We start from the raw sequence: 18,905 nt of genomic DNA on the forward strand, positions 1-18,905 counted from the left end.
TTAGAGTCCGAATGCATTGCATGATGACCAAAACGGCCAAGGAATAACCAACAAGCCGTGCTTAGATCATGCTGTTAATCTAAGGAAGAAGACTATGCCTGTACTTCCCGATCGTGACGTGATTGATCAGATCATCTCCGGCCATTACGCCGATCCCTTTGCTCTGCTTGGCATGCATGCGACCGATAACGGTCTGCAAGTGCGCGCGCTGCTGCCGGACGCCGGCGCAGTCTGGCTGGTGGAACAGCAAACCGGCCGGCGGCTGGTGCAGCTGAACTGCGACGATCCGCGCGGTTTCTTCAGCGCCGTGGTGCCGCGGCGAAAAAATCCTTTCCGCTATCAGCTGCAGGTCAGCTGGCGCGATCATCAACAGATCGTCGACGATCCCTACCGGTTTGGCCCGCTGCTGCAGGATATCGACAGCTGGTTATTGGCCGAAGGCACGCACCTGCGCCCCTATGAACGGCTGGGCTCTCACCTCGTCACGCTGGATGGCGTCGACGGCGTCAGCTTTGCGGTCTGGGCGCCCAACGCGCAGCGCGTCTCGGTGGTGGGGGAATTCAACTTCTGGGACGGCCGCCGCCATCCGATGCGTCTGCGGCGTGAGAACGGCATCTGGGAGCTGTTCTTGCCCGGCGTACGGGCCGGGCAGCTGTACAAGTATGAAATTGTCGATTGCTATGGCAATACCCAGCTGAAAGCCGATCCTTACGCCTTCGAGGCGCAGATGCGCCCGGATACCGCCTCGCTGGTGGCGCCGCTGCCGGAGGTGGTGCCGTCGACGCCGGCGCGCCGCCGCGCCAACGATTTTGACCAGCCGATCGCCATCTACGAGGTGCATCTCGGCTCATGGCGTCGCCACACCGATAACCACTTTTGGCTCAGCTACGGCGAGTTGGCGGTGCAGCTGATCGACTATGTGAAGGACATGGGGTTCACCCATATCGAGCTGCTGCCGGTCAACGAGCACCCGTTCGACGGCAGCTGGGGCTACCAGCCGCTGGGGCTGTATGCGCCGACCCGGCGCTTCGGCACGCCGGCCGACTTCAGGGCGTTTGTGGCGGCGGCGCATGAGGCGGGCATCAACGTGATCCTCGACTGGGTGCCGGGGCATTTCCCCAGCGACGCCTACGGCCTGGCGAATTTCGATGGCACTGCACTTTACGAATACGCCGATCCGCGCGAGGGCTACCATCAGGACTGGAATACGCTGATTTACAACTACGGCCGCCACGAGGTGCGCAACTACCTGGCGGGCAACGCGCTGTATTGGCTGGAGCGCTTCGGCATTGACGCGCTGCGGGTGGATGCGGTGGCGTCGATGATCTATCGCGACTACAGCCGCGCCGACGGCGAGTGGGTGCCGAATTACTACGGCGGCAACGAGAATCTGGAGGCCATCGCCTTCCTGCGTTATACCAACCAGACTATCGGCCAGGTGCAGCCGGGGGCGGTGACGCTGGCGGAGGAGTCCACCGACTATCCCGGCGTCACCCTGCCGCCGGACGCCAACGGCCTGGGATTCCACTACAAATGGAACCTCGGCTGGATGCACGACACGCTCAATTACATGAAGTGCGATCCGGTGCACCGCAAGTATCACCACAACCAGATGACCTTCGGCATGCTGTACGCCTATACCGAGAACTTCGTGTTGCCGATATCGCACGATGAAGTGGTGCACGGCAAAAAATCGGTCCTCGACCGTATGCCGGGCGACGCCTGGCAGAAGTTCGCCAACCTGCGCGCCTATTACGGCTTTATGTGGGCGCATCCGGGTAAAAAGCTGCTGTTTATGGGCTGCGAATTCGCACAGGGGCGCGAGTGGAATTTCGATACTAGCCTCGACTGGCATTTATTGGAAGGGTTGGATAACTGGCATAACGGCGTGCAGCGGCTGGTGCGCGATCTGAACCACTGCTACCGGCAGCAGGCGCCGCTGTACGAGCGCGACTACTTCCCGGATGGCTTTGAGTGGCTGGTGGTCGACGATCACGACAACTCGGTGTTTGCCTTCGCACGCTACGATTCGCAGGGCAATGAGCTGATCGCCATCAGCAACTTTACCCCGGTGCCGCGCTATCGCTACCGCATCGGCATTTCCCGCGCCGGTAACTATCGCGAGATCCTCAATACCGATTCGCACCACTATCATGGCAGCAACGCCGGCAATCAGGGGCGGGTCTCTTCCGAAGCGGTCGGCAGCCATGGCCGCGACTTCTCCATCTGCGTAACGCTGCCGCCGCTGGCGACCATTTATCTGCTGCGGGAGGCGCCATGACGGAGCTGACGGCCGGCCTCGCCGCGCCGCTGGGCGCGCATTACGACGGCGAAGGCATCAACTTTACCCTGTACTCGGCGCACGCGGAGCGGGTGGAGCTGTGCCTGTTCGACGGCCAGCAGCGCGAAGTGCGCCTGCCGCTGCCGGCGCGCAGCGGCGATATCTGGCATGGCTACTTGCCGGGCGGCAGGCCGGGGCAACGTTACGGTTACCGGGTCTACGGCCCGTTTGACCCGGCGAACGGACAGCGTTTTAACCCCAACAAACTGGCGCTCGATCCGGCCGCGCGCGCGGTGGAAGGGCCGGTGGCGGATCACCCGCACCTGCACGGCGGTTACGAGCAGCCGGACCCGTACGACAGCGCGGAGCTGATGCCGAAGTGCGTGGTGGTGGACGAACAGTATGACTGGCAGGACGATCGCCCGCCTGCCACGCCCTGGGGACAGACGGTGATTTACGAAGCGCACGTGCGCGGCCTGACGCTGCTGCACCCGCAGATCCCGCCGGCGCTGCGCGGCAGCTTTGCCGCATTGGGGCACCCGGCGATGATCGCCCACTTCAAACGCCTCGGCATCACCGCGCTGGAACTGCTGCCGGTGCAGCAACATACCTCCGAACCGCGCCTGCAGCGGCTGGGGCTGATCAACTATTGGGGCTATAACGTGCTGGCGCCCTATGCGCCGGACAACCGCTACGCCAGCCTGAGCACCGATGCCACGCCGCTGAACGAATTCCGCGATGCGGTCAAGGCGCTGCACAAAGCCGGCATCGAGGTGATCCTCGACGTGGTGTTTAACCACAGCGCCGAGCTGGATATGGACGGACCGATGCTGTCGCTGAGCGGCATCGATAACCTGAGCTACTACTGGCTGACGCCCGAAGGGGACTATGTCAACGACACCGGCTGCGGCAACACGCTGCGGCTCGATCAGCCGCAGGGCGTGGCCTGGGTGATGGATTGCCTGCGTTTTTGGGTGCGGGAGTGCCACGTCGACGGCTTCCGTTTCGATCTGGGCAGCGTGCTCGGCCGCACGCCGGGGTTCGATCGCGATGCGCCGCTGTTCCAGGCGATGTTGGCGGACGATGTGCTGTCGCGCTGCAAGCTGATCGCCGAGCCCTGGGACGTTGGCCCCGGCGGCTATCAGGTGGGGGCGTTTCCCGGCCGCTTCGCCGAATGGAACGATCATTACCGCGATGACATTCGCCGTTTCTGGCTGCAGAGCGGCGTGTCGCTCGGCCAGTTCGCCCGGCGTTTTGCCGCTTCCAGCGATCTGTACGATCAGCGCGGGCGAGCGCCTTACGCCACCGTCAACATGCTGACCGCCCATGACGGTTTTACCCTGCAGGACGTGGTCAGCTTCAACGAGAAACACAATCAGCCCAACGGCGAGGGCAACCGCGACGGCAGCGATCGCAATTTCAGCAACAACCACGGCGTGGAAGGCCTGGTCGCCGACGACGCCATTGTGCAACGCCGCAGGGCCAGCCAGCGGGCGATGCTCGCCACGCTGTTGCTGTCCCAGGGAACGCCGATGCTGCTGGCCGGCGATGAACAGGGACACAGCCAGCAGGGGAACAACAATGCCTATTGTCAGGACAACGCCACCACCTGGCTCGATTGGGCCACGGCGGACGACGCGCTGACTGATTACGTCGCGGCGCTGATCGCGCTGCGCCGCCAGATCCCCGCGCTGCAGCAGGACCGCTGGTGGCAGCAGGACGACGGCAGCGTGCAGTGGCTGAACGCGCAAGGCCAGCCGCTCGACGCGCAGCAGTGGGAGCAGGGCGAGCCGCTCATGCAGATCCTGCTGTCGCAGCGCTGGTTGGTGCTGGTCAACGCCACGCCGCAAACGATGGAGATGAGGCTGCCGGAAGGCGATTGGCAGGTTGTCGCCCCGTTCATTCAGGAAGACTCACGGGCGGTATTGCCCGCCTGGCACCAGGCCGCGCGCTCGGTTTGCGTACTGGTACAGAAATAATAAAAGGAGTCCGCTATGGTTAGGTTTGAAAATAAAGACCCCCTGATGTTGGCGCGCCAGCTGCCGATTAAATCTGTAGCGCTGATCCTGGCCGGCGGCCGCGGCTCACGTCTGAAAGATTTGACCTCCACCCGCGCCAAGCCCGCCGTCCACTTTGGCGGCAAATTCCGCATCATCGACTTCGCCTTGTCGAACTGCCTGAACTCCGGCATCCGCCGCATCGGCGTGATCACCCAATACCAGTCGCACACGCTGGTGCAGCACATTCAGCGCGGCTGGTCGTTCCTCAACGAGGAGATGAATGAGTTCGTCGATCTGCTGCCGGCCCAGCAGCGCCTCAGCACCGAGCATTGGTACAAGGGCACCGCCGACGCGGTGTACCAGAACCTGGATATCATCCGCCGCTACGAGGCCGAATACGTGGTGATCCTGGCGGGCGATCACATCTACAAGATGGATTATTCGCGCATGCTGATCGACCACGTCGAGAAGGGCGCTCAGTGCACCGTGGCTTGCCTGCCGGTGCCGCGCAGCGAAGCCGGCGAATTCGGCGTGATGAAGGTGGATGAAAGCGACCGCATCATCGAGTTTCTGGAAAAGCCCGCCGATCCGCCGGCGATGCCGGGCAACCCGGATATGTCGCTGGCCAGCATGGGCATCTATATTTTTAATGCCGCCTACCTGTTCCAACTGCTGGAAGAGGATATGTCGACCCCCGGCTCCAGCCACGATTTCGGCAAGGATCTGATCCCGAAAATTACCGCGCAGCAGGCGGCGTGGGCGCATCCGTTTACCTTGTCCTGCGTGACGTCCAATCCCGACTTGCCGCCTTACTGGCGCGACGTGGGCACGCTGGACGCTTACTGGCGCGCCAATCTCGATCTGGCGTCGGTGACGCCGGAGCTGGACATGTACGACCGCGCCTGGCCGATCCGCACCCACATGGAGCCGCTGCCGCCGGCCAAGTTCGTGCAGGATCGTTCCGGCAGCCATGGCATGACCATGAATTCGCTGGTGTCCGGCGGCTGCATCGTGTCCGGGTCGGTGGTGGTGCATTCGGTGCTGTTCCCGCGCGTGCGAGTGAACTCGTTTTGCACCATCGACTCTACCGTATTGTTGCCGGACGTGAACGTCGGCCGTTCCTGCCGCCTGCGGCGCTGCATCATCGACCGTGCGTGCCATATTCCGGAGGGCATGGTGATCGGGGAAAACGCCGATGAGGACAGCAAGCGTTTCTATCGCTCGGAAGGCGGCATCGTGCTGGTGACGCGCGAAATGTTGTCAAAATTGTGAGTTAACGTGGGGGCAGAACGATAGCCTGCCGCCCGATGAACGGTTCGATGGCTTGCGCAACGCGGCACACATAACAGCGGCAAGCCTGCTTTATTTCTTATCCAGAGGCCTTCGGCCGACTTTCAGGAGTGATAATGCAGGTCTTACACGTATGTTCTGAAATGTTCCCCCTGCTGAAAACGGGCGGACTCGCAGACGTGGTTGGCGCGCTGCCGGCGGCGCAAATCGCCGAAGGCGCCGATGTTCGGGTACTATTGCCCGCTTTCCCTGACGTACGCAACGGCATACCCGACACCGTGCTGGTGGCGGAGATAGACTCGTTCGCCGGCCGGGTCGGCCTGCGTTACGGCACCTACCATGGCGTGGGCATTTACCTGATCGACGCGCCCTGGCTGTATGACCGGCCGGGCAGCCCGTACCACGATCAGTCCATGTACGCCTACCCCGACAACCACCGGCGCTTTGCGCTGCTGGGCTGGATGGCCTGCGAGCTGGCCAAGGGGCTGGATCGCTACTGGCGTCCGCAGCTGGTGCACGCCCACGACTGGCATGCCGGCCTGAGCTGCGCCTATCTGGCCGCCAACGGCCATCCGGCGCGCTCGGTGTTCACCGTGCACAACCTGGCCTATCAGGGGCTGTTCTCCGCCCATCACGTGACCGAGCTGTGGCTGCCGGCGTCGTTTTACGATGTCTATGGCCTGGAATTCTACGGCCAGATGTCGTTCCTCAAGGCCGGGCTGTTTTATGCCGACCACGTGACCGCCGTCAGCCCGACGTATGCGCGCGAGATCACCCGGCCGGAGTTCGGCTACGGCATGGAGGGGCTGCTGCAGGAGCGGCAGCGGCAAGGCAGGTTGAGCGGCATCCTCAACGGCGTGGACGACAAGATTTGGGATCCGGCCCACGACCCGCGGCTGAGCGCCCGCTATGACGCCGACGATCTGAAAAGCAAGGTCAAAAACAAGCTGCATCTGCAAAAGGCCATGGGGCTGAAGGTGGACGAATCGCTGCCGGTGTTCGCGGTAGTGAGCCGATTGACCAGCCAGAAAGGCCTCGATCTGGTGCTGCAGGCGTTGCCTGAACTGCTGGCGCAGGGCGGGCAGCTGGCGCTGCTGGGCGCCGGCGACGCAGTGCTGCAACAGGCGTTTCTGGCCGCCGCCGCCGACTACCCTGAGCAGGTCGGCGTGCAGATCGGTTATCACGAATCCTTCTCCCACCGCATCATCGGCGGCGCCGACGTCATTCTGGTGCCGAGCCGCTTCGAGCCCTGCGGCCTGACGCAGCTCTACGGCCTGAAATACGGCACGCTGCCGCTGGTGCGCCGCACCGGCGGACTGGCGGACACGGTGGTGGACTGCGCGCTGGAGAACCTGGCCGACGGCACCGCCAGCGGATTCGTGTTCGACGATTGCGACGCCGTCGCGCTGGGCAACGCCATCCGCCGCGCCATGGTGCTGTGGAGCCGGCCGAAACATTGGCGCCACGTTCAGCGTCACGCCATGAGCGTGGACTTCGGCTGGCCGGTGGCGGCGAAAGAGTATCTGTCGCTTTATCAACGCTTGTAGCCCGCGTTTCGCGTCGCGGGTTGACGCGCGGCGGGCAGCCGTTTGGGTTGATTGTCGGGGCGCGGCGTGCCGCGTCCATGTTCAGCGGGGCCAGCTATTCCGCGGCGGATGGCTGGGCTCCCTACAAGGGATTAAAAAGCCATGACTTCACCGTTTAGTTACACCTCACCTACGGTCAGTGTGGAAGCGCTGAAACATTCCATTGCCTATAAGCTGATGTTTATCGTCGGCAAGGATCCGGCGATCGCCAACCGCCACGACTGGCTCAACGCCGTCCTGTTCGCGGTGCGCGATCGCATGGTGGAGCGCTGGCTGCGCTCCAACCGGGCCCAGCTGTCTCAAGACGTGCGGCAGGTGTATTACCTGTCGATGGAGTTTCTGATCGGTCGCACGTTGTCGAACGCGCTGCTGTCGATGGGCATTTATCAGGACATCGACAACGCGTTGAACGAGATGGGGCTGAACCTGGCGGAGCTGCTGGAGGAAGAGAACGACCCCGGGCTCGGCAACGGCGGTCTGGGCCGGCTGGCGGCCTGCTTCCTCGACTCGCTGGCGACGCTGGCGCTGCCAGGGCGCGGCTACGGCATTCGCTATGAGTACGGCATGTTCAAGCAGAACATCGTCAATGGCCAACAGATGGAATCGCCGGACTACTGGCTGGAGTACGGCAATCCGTGGGAGTTTCCGCGCCACAACACCCGCTACAAGGTGCGCTTCGGCGGCCGCGTGCAGCAGGAGGGGGCCAAGGCCCGCTGGCTGGAGACCGAAGAAATCGTGGCCATCGCCTACGATCAGGTGATCCCCGGTTTCGACACCGACGCCACCAACACGCTGCGGTTGTGGGGCGCGCAGGCCAGTAACGAGATCAACCTCGGCAAGTTCAATCAGGGCGATTACTTCGCGGCGGTGGAAGATAAAAACCATTCGGAGAACGTGTCGCGCGTGCTCTATCCGGACGATTCGACCTCCTCCGGGCGTGAATTGCGCTTGCGACAAGAGTATTTCCTGGTGTCGGCCACGGTGCAGGATATTCTCAATCGCCATTGGCTGATGCACAAAACCTTCGACAACCTGGCGGACAAGATCGCCATTCACCTCAACGACACTCACCCGGTGTTGTCGATTCCGGAGCTGATGCACCGGCTGATCGACGAGCACAAGTTCAAGTGGCTCGACGCCTGGGAAGTGGTGGAGCAGGTATTCTCCTACACTAACCACACGCTGATGAGCGAGGCGCTGGAGACCTGGCCGGTGGACATGCTCGGCCGCATCTTGCCGCGCCATCTGCAGCTGATTTTCGAGATCAACGATCACTTCCTCAAAATGGTGCAGGAGGTGGCGCCGGGCGACAACGATCTGCTGGCGCGGGTCTCGATCATCGACGAAACCAACGGCCGTCGGGTGCGCATGGCGTGGCTGGCGGTGGTGGCCAGCCACAAGGTCAACGGCGTTTCCGCTCTGCATTCCGAACTGATGGTGCAGTCGCTGTTCGCCGACTTCGCCCGGCTGTTCCCGACTCGTTTCTGCAACAAAACCAACGGGGTGACGCCGCGTCGCTGGCTTGCGCTGGCCAACCCGCCGTTGGCGGCGGTGCTGGACGACTGCATCGGCCAAACCTGGCGCACCGATCTCAGCCAGCTGAGCGAGATCAAGGCCAACATCGATTACCCGAGCTTCCTGCAGGCGGTGCAGCGCGCCAAGCGGCAGAACAAGGAGCGGCTGGCGCTGTACATCGCCAAAACGCTCAACGTGGTGGTCAACCCGGATGCGCTGTTCGACGTGCAGATCAAACGCATCCACGAGTACAAACGGCAGTTGCTCAACGTGTTGCACGTCATCACGCTGTATAACCGTTTGCTGGCTGACCCTGATATCGAGCGCGTGCCGCGGGTGGTGATCTTCGCCGGCAAGGCGGCCTCGGCCTACTATGCCGCCAAGCAGATCATCCGCCTGATCAACGACGTGGCCAAAGTGATCAACAACGATCCGCGCGTGCATACCCAGTTGAAGGTGGTGTTCATTCCGAACTACGGCGTCAGCCTGGCGCAGATCATCATCCCGGCGGCGGATCTGTCGGAACAGATCTCGCTGGCGGGCACCGAAGCCTCGGGCACCAGCAATATGAAGTTCGCGCTGAACGGCGCGTTGACCATCGGCACGCTGGATGGCGCCAACGTCGAGATGCGCGAGCACGTGGGGGAGGAGAATATCTTTATCTTCGGCAATACCGCCGAGCAGGTTGAGGAACTGCGCCGCAACGGTTACAACCCGCGCCAGTACTATGAGCAGGACCCGGAGCTGCATCAGGCGCTGACGCAGATCGCCACCGGGGTGTTCAGCCCGGAAGAGCCGAAGCGCTATGGCAATTTGTTCGACTCGCTGGTCAACCTCGGCGATCACTATCAGCTGTTGGCGGATTACCGCAGCTATGTGGACACGCAGGACAAGGTGGACGAGGTCTATCTCAATCAGGACGAGTGGACGCGGCGCGCGGTGCTGAATATCGCCAATATGGGTTACTTCTCATCCGATCGCACCATTCAGGAATATGCGGATGAAATTTGGCACATTAAGCCGGTGAAGCTGTAAAGCGGGGCAGGAAAAAAGCAAAGGGCCGGATAACCGGCCCTTTTTCGTTACGCTGCGGCTCAGGAAGCCAGCGACAGCGCTTTCGTTTTCGCGTGTTCCGCCAGCCAGGCTTTCACGCGCGCCTGCTGCGCTTCGTCCAGCCACATGCCGAGCTTGGTGCGGCGCCAGATAGCGTCGTCCAGCTCCACGACCCACTCTTTCTCGGTCAGGTAACGCAGCTCGGCTTCATACAGACCGTGGCCGAAATCTTCGCCCAGATCGGCGAGGCCATTAGCGCCGGCCAGGATCAGCTCGCTCTGGCTGCCGTAGGTGCGGGCATAGCGGCGCGCCAGGGCTTCCGGCAGCCAGCCGTGCGCACGGCGCAGTTTGGCCGCGTAACCGTCGCGGTCGCCGTCGATGTCACCGCCCGGCAGCGTGGCGTTTTTGGTCCACGCCGGGCCGCAGCCTGGGTAGTAGTGGGCCAGTTTTTCCATCGCATGTTCGGCCAGCTTGCGGTAGGTGGTCAGCTTGCCGCCGAAGACCGACAGCAGCGGCGCCTTGCCTTGCTCGTCGTGCACGTCCAGTGTGTAATCGCGGGTGATCGCCTGCGGTGAATCGGATTCGTCGTCGCACAGCGGACGCACGCCGGAGTAAGTCCAGACGATGTCGTCGCGGCCCAACTGCTTCTTGAAGTGATCGTTGTACACTTTCAGCAGATAAGCGATTTCGTTCTCGTCGATCTTCACGTCTTTCGGATCGCCTTTGTACTCCACGTCGGTGGTGCCGATGATGGAGAACTCGTCATTCCACGGGATCACGAACACGATGCGGTGGTCTTCGTTCTGCAGAATGTAAGACTGCGGCTGATCGTGCACGCGCGGCACCACGATGTGGCTGCCTTTGATCAGACGGATGCCGTAAGGCGATTTCAGCTTCAGGCCGTCGTCGAAGAAGTTTTTCACCCACGGGCCGGTGGCGTTCACCAGGCCTTTAGCGCGCCAGGTGAAGGTTTTGCCGCTGTCGATATCGACCGCTTCCACCATCCACAGGCCGTTTTCGCGCCATGCGCGGGTCACTTTGGTGCGGGTGCGCACTTCGCCGCCGCGTTTTTCCACTTCCTGCGCGTTCAGCACCACCAGGCGAGCATCGTCGACCCAGCAGTCGGAATATTCGAAACCGCGCTTCAGTTCAGGCTTCAGCACCGATTCTGGTCCAAAGCGCAATCCCTTGCTGCCCGGCAGGCTGGTGCGTTTGCCCAGGTGATCGTACAGGAACAGGCCGATACGGATCATCCAGGCCGGACGCAGATGCGGCTGGTGCGGCAGGCGGAAACGCATCGGGAACGCGATGTGCGGCGCCAGTTTCAGCAGCACTTCACGTTCGGCCAGCGCTTCGCTCACCAGACGGAATTCGTAGTGTTCCAGGTAGCGCAGGCCACCGTGGATCAGTTTGGAACTGGCGGAAGACGTAGCACAGGCCAAGTCTTGCGCTTCCAGTAGCAGTACCGACAGCCCGCGCCCGGCAGCATCCGCCGCGATGCCGGCACCGTTGATGCCGCCACCGATAACGATCAAGTCTTTGGTTTCCACGTCATCTTCCTCCAGATGTTCGAAATAGCTCTTTCATGTTCGTTTTCGCTCATGATTGTAATCAAAAACCAACAAGCAAGCCAAGACTTAACCAAACAAAAACATTTAGGCGTGATAGAGGTAACAGTTTGGTGATGATAGTCACACAAGAAGCATGGATATGGCGCGGGCGCGCAAACGGCTGTCGGTGCGGGGGGGAAGGGATGAAACGGGGCGGCGGCGCGCCCCGCCGGTTAAGGCCGAATCAGCACAGCTCCAGCTGCACGTCGTACTGTTCGATGATTTTCATCACGCTCGGCGGCGGCAGCTGGTCGGTAAACAGGTAGTCGATCAGGTTCATGTTGCCCAGGTTTACCATGGCGTTGCGGCCGAATTTGGAGTGGTCGGTCACCAGCATCACGCAGCGGGAATTTTCGATAATCGCGCGTTTGGTGCGTACTTCGTGATAGTCGAATTCGAGCAGCGAGCCGTCCATATCGATGCCGCTGATGCCGAGAATGCCGTAATCGAGGCGGAATTGGGAGATGAAGTCCAGGGTGGCTTCGCCCATGATGCCGCCGTCGCGGGTGCGCACTTCGCCGCCGGCCAGGATGAGGCGGAAGTCTTCCTTGGCGGTCAGCAGGGTGGCGACGTTAAGGTTGTTGGTGACCACGCGCAGGTTCTTGTGGTTCATCAGCGCATGGGCTACCGCCTCCGGCGTGGTGCCGATATCGATGAACAGCGTGGCGCCGTCCGGGATCTGGCTGGCGACGCGCTGCGCGATGCGGGCTTTCTCTTCCGACCACATCACCTTGCGATCGTTATAGGCAGCGTTGACCGAGCTGGAAGGCAGCGCCGCGCCGCCGTGGTGACGCTGGATCTTGTTCTGGTCGGCCAGGTCATTCAAATCGCGGCGAATCGTTTGCGGGCTGACGTCAAAATGTTCGACCAGCTCTTCCGTGCTGACGTAACCCTGCAGGCGCACCAGCTCGATAATTGCGTCATGACGCTGTGTTTGCTTCACGATAATCCCCTAAAACGCCCGCTATACCCGCTGGGCATAGCTCCCGGCTGTTATTGTTCGTTGTGTGCGCGATGACGCGTATCCCAAAATGCCATCAATAACCCTAACACTAAACCGGCTACGTGTGCCGCGTTGGCGATCGACATTCCTAAAATATCGAAATATCCGGCCACCAGCCACAGCACCGAGAACACCATCAGACCGCGCGGCAGCATCAGGCCGCGCTCCGGCGCACGTTCGCCCGACAGCCAGACGTAGCCCATCAGCGCATAGACCACGCCCGACAGCCCGCCGAACAGCGCGCCGCTGAACAGCGATTGCGCCCAGCCGCTGAAGAACGCCGACACCACCGCCAGCACGAACAGCTTGCCGGCGCCGAGGCGTTTTTCCATCTGGCCGCCGAGATACCACCACCACATCAGGTTAAACAGGATATGCAGCAGGGAGAAATGCAGGAACGCATGGCTGATCCAGCGCCACAGTTGGGTGTATTGGCTGCTGTCCTGCGGCCAGGAGAGCCAATACATCACGGTATCGTCGCCGAGCGCCTGCATCAGGATGTAGACCGCGATGCACAGCACCATCACGCCGAGCGTCAGCGGCCCGGCTTTGCTGCGCAGGGTGTGCAGGTAGGATTCGCTCTGATAGTGCAGGCCGGCGTCGGTATGGCCGGTCTGCCAGCTGGCGGCCTGATAACGGCGGTTGAGCGGATCGACCAGAAACTGCTGCAGCTCGTGTTGCACCTGCTCGAGGTGACCGTCGTCGGCCAGCCAGATTTCCGCCGCCTCGCCGCTGTTGCGCAGCTCAAGCCGGATGCCCTGGGTCGCCATATAGTCGACAAAGGCCAGCGCCAGGCGCGGGTTGGATACGGCGATTACTCTAACCATTGCTTTTCCGTCGTAAGTGAATGATTTTGGCCGCCGCTTGCGCGCCGGCAACCCTGACGGCCGATTATAACGTCGAAATCCTGAGCGCTGGCAAACGGATCTGCGAAAAACCCGCGAAAACGCGCATAAAAACGAAGGGGAAGCCCGCCGACGCAGGGCGGGCGGCGGGGATCAGGCAGAGGTTTCCACGTCTTGCGGATACTGACGGGCCCAGGCCTCGAAGCCGCCGTCGATGCTGTAGACCGCGTCGAACCCCTGGTGCAGCAGGTACTGCGCCGCGCTGCGGCTGCTGTTGCCGTGGTAGCACATCACCATCACCGGCCGCTCGAAGTCGTTTTGTTGCATAAAGGCCGACAGGGTGGCGTTGGTGAGGTGAAAGGCGCCCGGCGTATGCCCGGCTTCAAAACTTTGCGGATCGCGGATGTCGACCAGGGCGGCGCTGCCCTCTTTCCAGCGGGTGTAAGCCTGTTCAACGTTGATCGCTTCGAACTGTTCCATACTGCTGACTGCCTCATTATTGGGGGACGCCGCTATTGTAACCAACTCTGCGGCGTTTAAGACCAGAGCAAGCTTGTGGTTTTCTCACACCAGCAGTACTTCTACCCCTTGTTGACGCAGTTGCTCAACGATCGCCGAATCGGCGGCGCGGCCGGTGATCACCATGGCGATTTGCTCGGTGCGGCTGAACAGCATGCCGGCGCGTTGGCCGACTTTGCTGCTGTCGACCAGCACCACCAGTTTACCGACGTAGTTGAGCATCTTCTGTTCCGCCATCGCGGTCAGCATATCGGTTTTATACAGGCCGTCAGCGGTGAGGCCGATACCGCTGGTGAACATCCAGTGCCCGGCGTACAGGGTGGCGTCGCCGTCCTGGGGCGCCAGCGTAATCGACTGGGTTTTGTTGTACTGGCCTCCCATGATCACCACGCTGTCGTGTTCCTGCTCGATCAGGTAATTGGCCAGCGGCAGATAATTGGTGATCACCTGAACCGGCTTGCCGCAAATTTCACGGCCCAACAGAAATGCGGTGGAGCCGCAATTGATCACCACGCTTTCACCCGGCTGACAGAGCTGTGCCGCGGCCGCCGCAATACGCATTTTTTCGTCCAGGTGCTGGGTTTGGTGGATATTGAGCGGCGTCCAGGCCGGGCGCGGAGTCTGTGTGGCTTCGGCGCCGTTGCGCACTTTGCGCAATTTGCCGATTTCATTCAGTTTGTTGATGTCCCGGCGCGCGGTGGCCGGAGAGATGTCAAACGCCGCGATGACGTCCGCCACGGAGATTTGCCCCTTGCGCTGCAAGAGATCGAGAATGGCGTTGTGGCGTTGGGACTCTGTCATGCGGGCTCCGTCGGAGAGAGAAAACGTCGTTGCCTATGATTATATGCGCGCCGTTTGACGATTTGAATCATTCCCGTTCAAAAGCGCGCATCCGTATGCAACACCGGTTGATTACAAGAAAGACTTGAAGGGCAGGTCGGGTTCGAGGGTGAAGCAATCATCGAAACCGCGCGGGTAGTGGTACTCCAGATTGTCTTTATCCTGCGGCCAGATGAACTTGCCGCCAACCTGCCAGATAAACGGTTTGAAACCGTATTTGAGCCGGTCTTTCTTCATTTCCCACAGCACGCGAATTTCCTGCGGATCCGCCTGGAAATTCGACCATATGTCATGGTGGAAGGGGATAACGACCTTGGCGTTCAGCGATTCCGCCATGCGCAAGATGTCGGCGCTGGTCATCTTGTCGGTAATGCCGCGCGGGTTCTCGCCGTAGGAACCGAGGGCGACATCGATCTGATGATCGTTGCCGTGCTTGGCGTAATAGTTGGAGTAGTGGGAATCGCCGCTGTGATAAAGGTTGCCGCCCGGCGTTTTGAACAGGTAGTTGACCGCCCGCAGGTCCATGCCGTCCGGCAGAACGCCCGCCGCTTTTTGTTCCACCGGCAGTGTAATGAGCGCCGTGCGATCGAAGGCGTCCAGCGCATGAATTTCAATGTCTTTGATTTTTATCACGTCGCCAGGTTTGACGGTGATGCAGCGCTCAGGCGGCACACCCCAACCAATCCAGATATCCACGCAGCTTTGCGGCCCGATAAACGGAACGGTGGCGGCGCAATTTTGCAACACCGCCGCGGCGACGTTCACATCGATGTGATCGTTGTGGTCGTGCGTGGCCAAGACGGCGTCGAGCTGGGTAATCGCGAAGGGATCCAGTACGAATGGGGTTGTGCGCAGGTTAGGCTGCAGCTTGCGCACCCCTGCCATCCGCTGCATTTGGTGGCCGGTTTTCATCAGTGGGTTGCCGTGGCTCTGCTTGCCGGTGCCGCACCAAAAGTCGACGCACAGATTGGCGCTTTCTTCGGATTTTAGCCAGATGCCGGTACAGCCCAGCCACCACATGGCGAAGGTGCCGGGCGCAACGTTCTCCTGCTCTATCTCTTCGTTCAGCCAGGTGCCCCATTCGGGAAAGGTGTTCAATATCCAGGATTCGCGGGTGATGTCGTTGACTTTACTCATGGGTCGTTCCTCGTTAGCGGTGATAATCCAATCACGAATAATCATTTAAAGATTTTATGTGATTTGTTTTGATCGAATCTAGCACCGTTTTTTTCAACTGACAACGATCGAAATACACGTTAACACCGCCGGATTTACGTGCTGTGCCGTCCTTTTATCTCCTTTTTGTTTGATTAACTGCTATTAAATTCAATGAGTAATAAAATGTAAGCCGTCTAATTCATTGAATGTTAGTGGAATTGATTTTTAACTTGCGAGGTTGTTCACAAATAATCATTTATGATCTTTTTGTGATTTCTTGTGATTGGTATGGTGAAGGCGTTACCTGCATGCCAACCTTTTCGGGAGAGCCGTATGGAAACTCTTTACACCATCTTCACCGTCTTTTTTAACCAGGTGATGACCAATGCGCCGCTGCTGTTGGGGCTGGTTACGCTGCTGGGTTACACGTTGCTGCGCAAAAGCGCGGCGGTCATTATCAAAGGCACGATCAAAACCATTATCGGTTTCATGTTGCTGCAAGCCGGTTCCGGCATCCTGACCGGCACGTTCAAACCGGTGGTGGCGAAGCTGTCCGAGGTGTACGGCATCAACGGGGCGATTTCAGATACCTATGCCTCGATGATGGCCACCATCGATCGGATGGGGGAGGCCTATAGCTGGGTCGGCTACGCGGTCTTGCTGGCGCTGGCGCTGAACATACTCTACGTGTTGTTGAGGCGCATTACCGGCATCCGCACCATCATGCTTACCGGCCATATCATGTTTCAGCAGGTGGGGTTGATCGCGGTATTTTTCTACATTCTGGGCTACGGCATGTGGACAACGGTATTGTGCAGCGCGCTGTTGGCTTCACTGTATTGGGGCATCACGTCCAACATGATGTTCAAACCGACGCAGGCGGTGACGGAAAACAGCGGTTTCTCCATTGGGCACCAACAGCAGTTCGCTTCGTGGCTGGCGTATAAGGCAGCGCCGTATCTCGGTAAAAAAGAGGACAGCGTGGAAGATTTGAAGCTGCCCGGGTGGCTGAACATTTTCCATGACAACATCGTTTCCACCGCCATCGTGATGACGCTGTTCTTCGGCATCATTCTTTGCTCGTTCGGCCTGGATACCCTGCAGGCGATGGCCGGTAAAACCCACTGGAGCATCTATATCCTGCAAACCGGGCTGATGTTCGCGGTGGCGATTTTCATCATCGTGCAGGGCGTGCGCATGTTCGTCGCCGAATTGACCGAGGCCTTCAACGGGATTTCCCAACGCCTGATCCCCGGTGCGGTACTGGCCATCGACTGCGCCGCCATCTATAGCTTCGCGCCCAACGCCGTGGTGTGGGGCTTTATGTGGGGCACTATCGGCCAACTGATCGCCGTCGGCATCCTCCTGGCGTGCGGCGCTTCCATCATGATCATTCCCGGTTTCATTCCCATGTTCTTCTCTAACGCCACCATCGGCGTGTTCGCTAACCACTTTGGCGGCTGGCGCGCGGCGATGAAGATCTGCCTGGTGATGGGGATGATAGAGATCTTGGGCTGCGTGTGGGCCATCAAGCTGACCGGGCTGAGCGCCTGGATGGGAATGGCGGACTGGTCGATTCTGGCGCCGCCGCTGATGCAAGGGCTGAGCCTCGGCCTGTGGTTTATGGGCGTGGTGATCGCCATCGCGCTGCTGTACATGTTCTTCGCCGGGCGCACCCTGCGCGCGGAGGAAGATGCTGAAAAACAATCGGTTGAACCAGCGTCACGTTAATAGGAGTGCAGATTATGACGGTACGAATCCTGGCGGTGTGCGGTTGCGGACAAGGCAGTTCCATGATCATGAAAATGAAAGTCGACCAATTTTTAACGCAGCAAGGCGTGGATCATTCGGTCAACAGCTGTGCGGTGGGGGAATACAAATCCGAGTTGAGCGGGGCTGACATCATCATCGCTTCCACCCATGTCGCGGATGAGATCGTCGTCAGCGGCAACAAATACGTGGTCGGGGTGCGCAATATGCTCTCGGCGGCCGACTTCGGTCCGAAGCTGATGGAAGTCATCGGCGCGCATTTTCCGCAAGATTTGAAGCAGTGAGGAGCGAGTCATGAAACTGAGCGATTCGTTGGCGCAGAACAACGCTATTCACCTGCAGGCGGAGGCTGCCGACTGGCGGCAGGCGGTGCGGCTGGGGGTCGATCTGTTGGTGGCCGCCGGCGTGGTGGAGCCTCGCTATTTCGACGCCATCCTGGCCGGCGTCGAACGGCACGGCCCTTACTTCGTGTTGGCGCCGGGCCTGGCGATGCCGCACGGTCGGCCAGAGGAAGGGGTGCTGAAAACCGGCTTCGCCTTGGTCACCTTGAAAACGCCGGTGTGCTTCGGCGATGAGGACAACGATCCGATAGACATCTTGATCACCATGGCGGCGGTGGACGCCAAAACGCATCAGGAGGTGGGCATCATGCAGGTAGTGAACCTGTTCGAAGATGAGGCGAACTTCGATCGCTTGCGGGCCTGTCGCCGCGCGAGCGAGGTACTGGCGTTGATCGAAAAAACGTCCGCGGCGGCGGCGAATTGAAGGAGACATGCAATGAAAACGCATTTACCGATGCTGCAAGTGGCGCTGGATAACCTGTCCATGGCCGCGGCTTACAATACGACGCGCCTGATCGCGGCCGAAGTCGACATCATTGAGGTCGGCACTATTTTGTGTGTGGCGGAAGGCGTACGGGCCGTGCGCGATCTGAAAGCGCTGTATCCGGATCGCATCGTGTTGGCGGACGCGAAAATCGCCGATGCGGGGCAAATTTTGGCGCGGATGTGCTTCGAGGCGCACGCCGACTGGATCACGGTGATCTGCTGCGCTGACATCAATACGGCCAAGGGCGCGCTGCAGGTGGCGCATGAGTTCGGTGGCGACGTGCAGATCGAACTGACGGGATTTTGGACCTGGGAACAGGCGCAGGCGTGGCGTGAGGCGGGTATTGGTCAGGTGGTGTATCACCGCAGCCGTGACGCGCAGGCGGCGGGCGTCGCCTGGAGCGATGACGATATCCGCGCGGTTCATCGCCTGAACGAGATGGGTTTCAAGGTGACGGTTACCGGCGGATTGTCATTGGCGGATTTGCCTCTGTTCCGGGGCATTCCCATCCATGTCTTTATCGCCGGGCGCAGCATTCGCGATGCCGCCGATCCGGTCGCGGCGGCGCGGGAATTTAAACGCGTCATCGCCCAACTGTGGGGCTGAG

At 60.5% G+C, this 18,905-nt stretch carries 15 protein-coding genes; 9 read left to right on the forward strand and 6 right to left on the reverse strand.

Annotated features, from left to right (window positions below):
* The first annotated feature begins 94 nt into the window (after positions 1-94).
* The 5 genes from glgB to glgP all read left to right on the forward strand — a co-directional run bounded on the left by glgB (position 95) and on the right by glgP (position 9,707).
* Complete coding sequence (gene glgB / locus IMX17_RS22115; protein WP_193550240.1) at positions 95-2,281, forward strand: 1,4-alpha-glucan branching enzyme; 2,187 nt, start codon at positions 95-97, stop codon at positions 2,279-2,281.
* The gene (gene glgX, locus IMX17_RS22120; protein ID WP_193550241.1) at positions 2,278-4,260 is read left to right on the forward strand and encodes a glycogen debranching protein GlgX; all 1,983 of its coding nucleotides are present in this window, start codon (positions 2,278-2,280) and stop codon (positions 4,258-4,260) included. Before glgB ends, glgX begins: the two co-directional genes overlap by 4 nt.
* Positions 4,261-4,275: 15 nt before the next feature.
* A complete protein-coding gene (gene glgC, locus IMX17_RS22125; RefSeq protein ID WP_004930810.1) occupies positions 4,276-5,553 on the forward strand; it encodes a glucose-1-phosphate adenylyltransferase in 1,278 nt (425 codons plus the stop codon).
* Positions 5,554-5,687: 134 nt separating this feature from the next.
* Complete coding sequence (glgA, locus tag IMX17_RS22130) at positions 5,688-7,118, forward strand: glycogen synthase GlgA (RefSeq protein WP_033645308.1); 1,431 nt, start codon at positions 5,688-5,690, stop codon at positions 7,116-7,118.
* 141 nt (positions 7,119-7,259) lie between these two features.
* Positions 7,260-9,707 carry a glycogen phosphorylase gene (gene glgP / locus IMX17_RS22135; RefSeq protein ID WP_015379322.1) on the forward strand — a complete coding sequence of 816 codons (2,448 nt, stop codon included), beginning with the start codon at positions 7,260-7,262 and terminating at the stop codon, positions 9,705-9,707.
* Positions 9,708-9,766: 59 nt separating this feature from the next.
* Here the strand turns inward: glgP and glpD are convergent, their stop codons facing one another.
* The 6 genes from glpD to ulaG form a co-directional block, all read right to left on the reverse strand.
* Positions 9,767-11,275 (reverse strand): glycerol-3-phosphate dehydrogenase, encoded by a 1,509-nt coding sequence (gene glpD, locus IMX17_RS22140; protein ID WP_004930801.1) that lies wholly within the window; start codon positions 11,273-11,275, stop codon positions 9,767-9,769.
* Positions 11,276-11,519: 244 nt separating this feature from the next.
* On the reverse strand, positions 11,520-12,278 hold the full coding sequence (locus IMX17_RS22145; RefSeq protein ID WP_004930797.1) for a DeoR/GlpR family transcriptional regulator: 759 nt from the start codon (positions 12,276-12,278) through the stop codon (positions 11,520-11,522).
* Positions 12,279-12,328: 50 nt separating this feature from the next.
* The gene (gene glpG, locus IMX17_RS22150; RefSeq protein WP_033645306.1) at positions 12,329-13,165 is read right to left on the reverse strand and encodes a rhomboid family intramembrane serine protease GlpG; all 837 of its coding nucleotides are present in this window, start codon (positions 13,163-13,165) and stop codon (positions 12,329-12,331) included.
* Positions 13,166-13,336: 171 nt separating this feature from the next.
* Positions 13,337-13,663, reverse strand: a complete 327-nt coding sequence (gene glpE, locus IMX17_RS22155; protein WP_004930790.1) for a thiosulfate sulfurtransferase GlpE — start codon at positions 13,661-13,663, stop codon at positions 13,337-13,339.
* A gap of 84 nt (positions 13,664-13,747) precedes the next feature.
* Complete coding sequence (gene ulaR / locus IMX17_RS22160; RefSeq protein ID WP_033651753.1) at positions 13,748-14,503, reverse strand: HTH-type transcriptional regulator UlaR; 756 nt, start codon at positions 14,501-14,503, stop codon at positions 13,748-13,750.
* Positions 14,504-14,614: 111 nt separating this feature from the next.
* Positions 14,615-15,679, reverse strand: a complete 1,065-nt coding sequence (ulaG, locus tag IMX17_RS22165) for an L-ascorbate 6-phosphate lactonase (protein WP_046898692.1) — start codon at positions 15,677-15,679, stop codon at positions 14,615-14,617.
* Positions 15,680-16,033: 354 nt separating this feature from the next.
* Between ulaG and ulaA the strand changes: the two genes are divergently transcribed.
* From ulaA to IMX17_RS22185, 4 genes are read left to right on the forward strand one after another with little or no spacing between them, the layout of a single operon-like run.
* Positions 16,034-17,431 (forward strand): PTS ascorbate transporter subunit IIC, encoded by a 1,398-nt coding sequence (gene ulaA / locus IMX17_RS22170; protein WP_046898693.1) that lies wholly within the window; start codon positions 16,034-16,036, stop codon positions 17,429-17,431.
* A gap of 14 nt (positions 17,432-17,445) precedes the next feature.
* Positions 17,446-17,754 carry a PTS ascorbate transporter subunit IIB gene (ulaB, locus tag IMX17_RS22175; protein WP_033645301.1) on the forward strand — a complete coding sequence of 103 codons (309 nt, stop codon included), beginning with the start codon at positions 17,446-17,448 and terminating at the stop codon, positions 17,752-17,754.
* 10 nt (positions 17,755-17,764) lie between these two features.
* The gene (ulaC, locus tag IMX17_RS22180; RefSeq protein ID WP_182265708.1) at positions 17,765-18,235 is read left to right on the forward strand and encodes a PTS ascorbate transporter subunit IIA; all 471 of its coding nucleotides are present in this window, start codon (positions 17,765-17,767) and stop codon (positions 18,233-18,235) included.
* A 12-nt stretch (positions 18,236-18,247) separates the two neighbouring features.
* Positions 18,248-18,904 carry a 3-keto-L-gulonate-6-phosphate decarboxylase UlaD gene (locus IMX17_RS22185; RefSeq protein WP_182265709.1) on the forward strand — a complete coding sequence of 219 codons (657 nt, stop codon included), beginning with the start codon at positions 18,248-18,250 and terminating at the stop codon, positions 18,902-18,904.
* Position 18,905 lies beyond the last annotated feature (1 nt).

The sequence above is a fragment of the Serratia sp. X3 genome (assembly GCF_014982455.1).
GTDB classification, from domain to species: Bacteria; Pseudomonadota; Gammaproteobacteria; order Enterobacterales; family Enterobacteriaceae; genus Serratia; species Serratia ureilytica.

Bases quoted from the DNA above. Each gene is read 5' to 3' on its own strand.
- glpG (WP_033645306.1), bottom strand. From the start codon at position 13,165: ATGGTTAGAGTAATCGCCGTATCCAACCCGCGCCTGGCGCTGGCCTTT.
- glgC (WP_004930810.1), top strand. From the start codon at position 4,276: ATGGTTAGGTTTGAAAATAAAGACCCCCTGATGTTGGCGCGCCAGCTG.
- ulaR (WP_033651753.1), bottom strand. From the start codon at position 14,503: ATGACAGAGTCCCAACGCCACAACGCCATTCTCGATCTCTTGCAGCGC.
- ulaB (WP_033645301.1), top strand. From the start codon at position 17,446: ATGACGGTACGAATCCTGGCGGTGTGCGGTTGCGGACAAGGCAGTTCC.
- ulaA (WP_046898693.1), top strand. From the start codon at position 16,034: ATGGAAACTCTTTACACCATCTTCACCGTCTTTTTTAACCAGGTGATG.
- glpE (WP_004930790.1), bottom strand. From the start codon at position 13,663: ATGGAACAGTTCGAAGCGATCAACGTTGAACAGGCTTACACCCGCTGG.
- glgP (WP_015379322.1), top strand. From the start codon at position 7,260: ATGACTTCACCGTTTAGTTACACCTCACCTACGGTCAGTGTGGAAGCG.
- ulaC (WP_182265708.1), top strand. From the start codon at position 17,765: ATGAAACTGAGCGATTCGTTGGCGCAGAACAACGCTATTCACCTGCAG.
- glgA (WP_033645308.1), top strand. From the start codon at position 5,688: ATGCAGGTCTTACACGTATGTTCTGAAATGTTCCCCCTGCTGAAAACG.
- IMX17_RS22185 (WP_182265709.1), top strand. From the start codon at position 18,248: ATGAAAACGCATTTACCGATGCTGCAAGTGGCGCTGGATAACCTGTCC.
- ulaG (WP_046898692.1), bottom strand. From the start codon at position 15,679: ATGAGTAAAGTCAACGACATCACCCGCGAATCCTGGATATTGAACACC.
- glgX (WP_193550241.1), top strand. From the start codon at position 2,278: ATGACGGAGCTGACGGCCGGCCTCGCCGCGCCGCTGGGCGCGCATTAC.
- glgB (WP_193550240.1), top strand. From the start codon at position 95: ATGCCTGTACTTCCCGATCGTGACGTGATTGATCAGATCATCTCCGGC.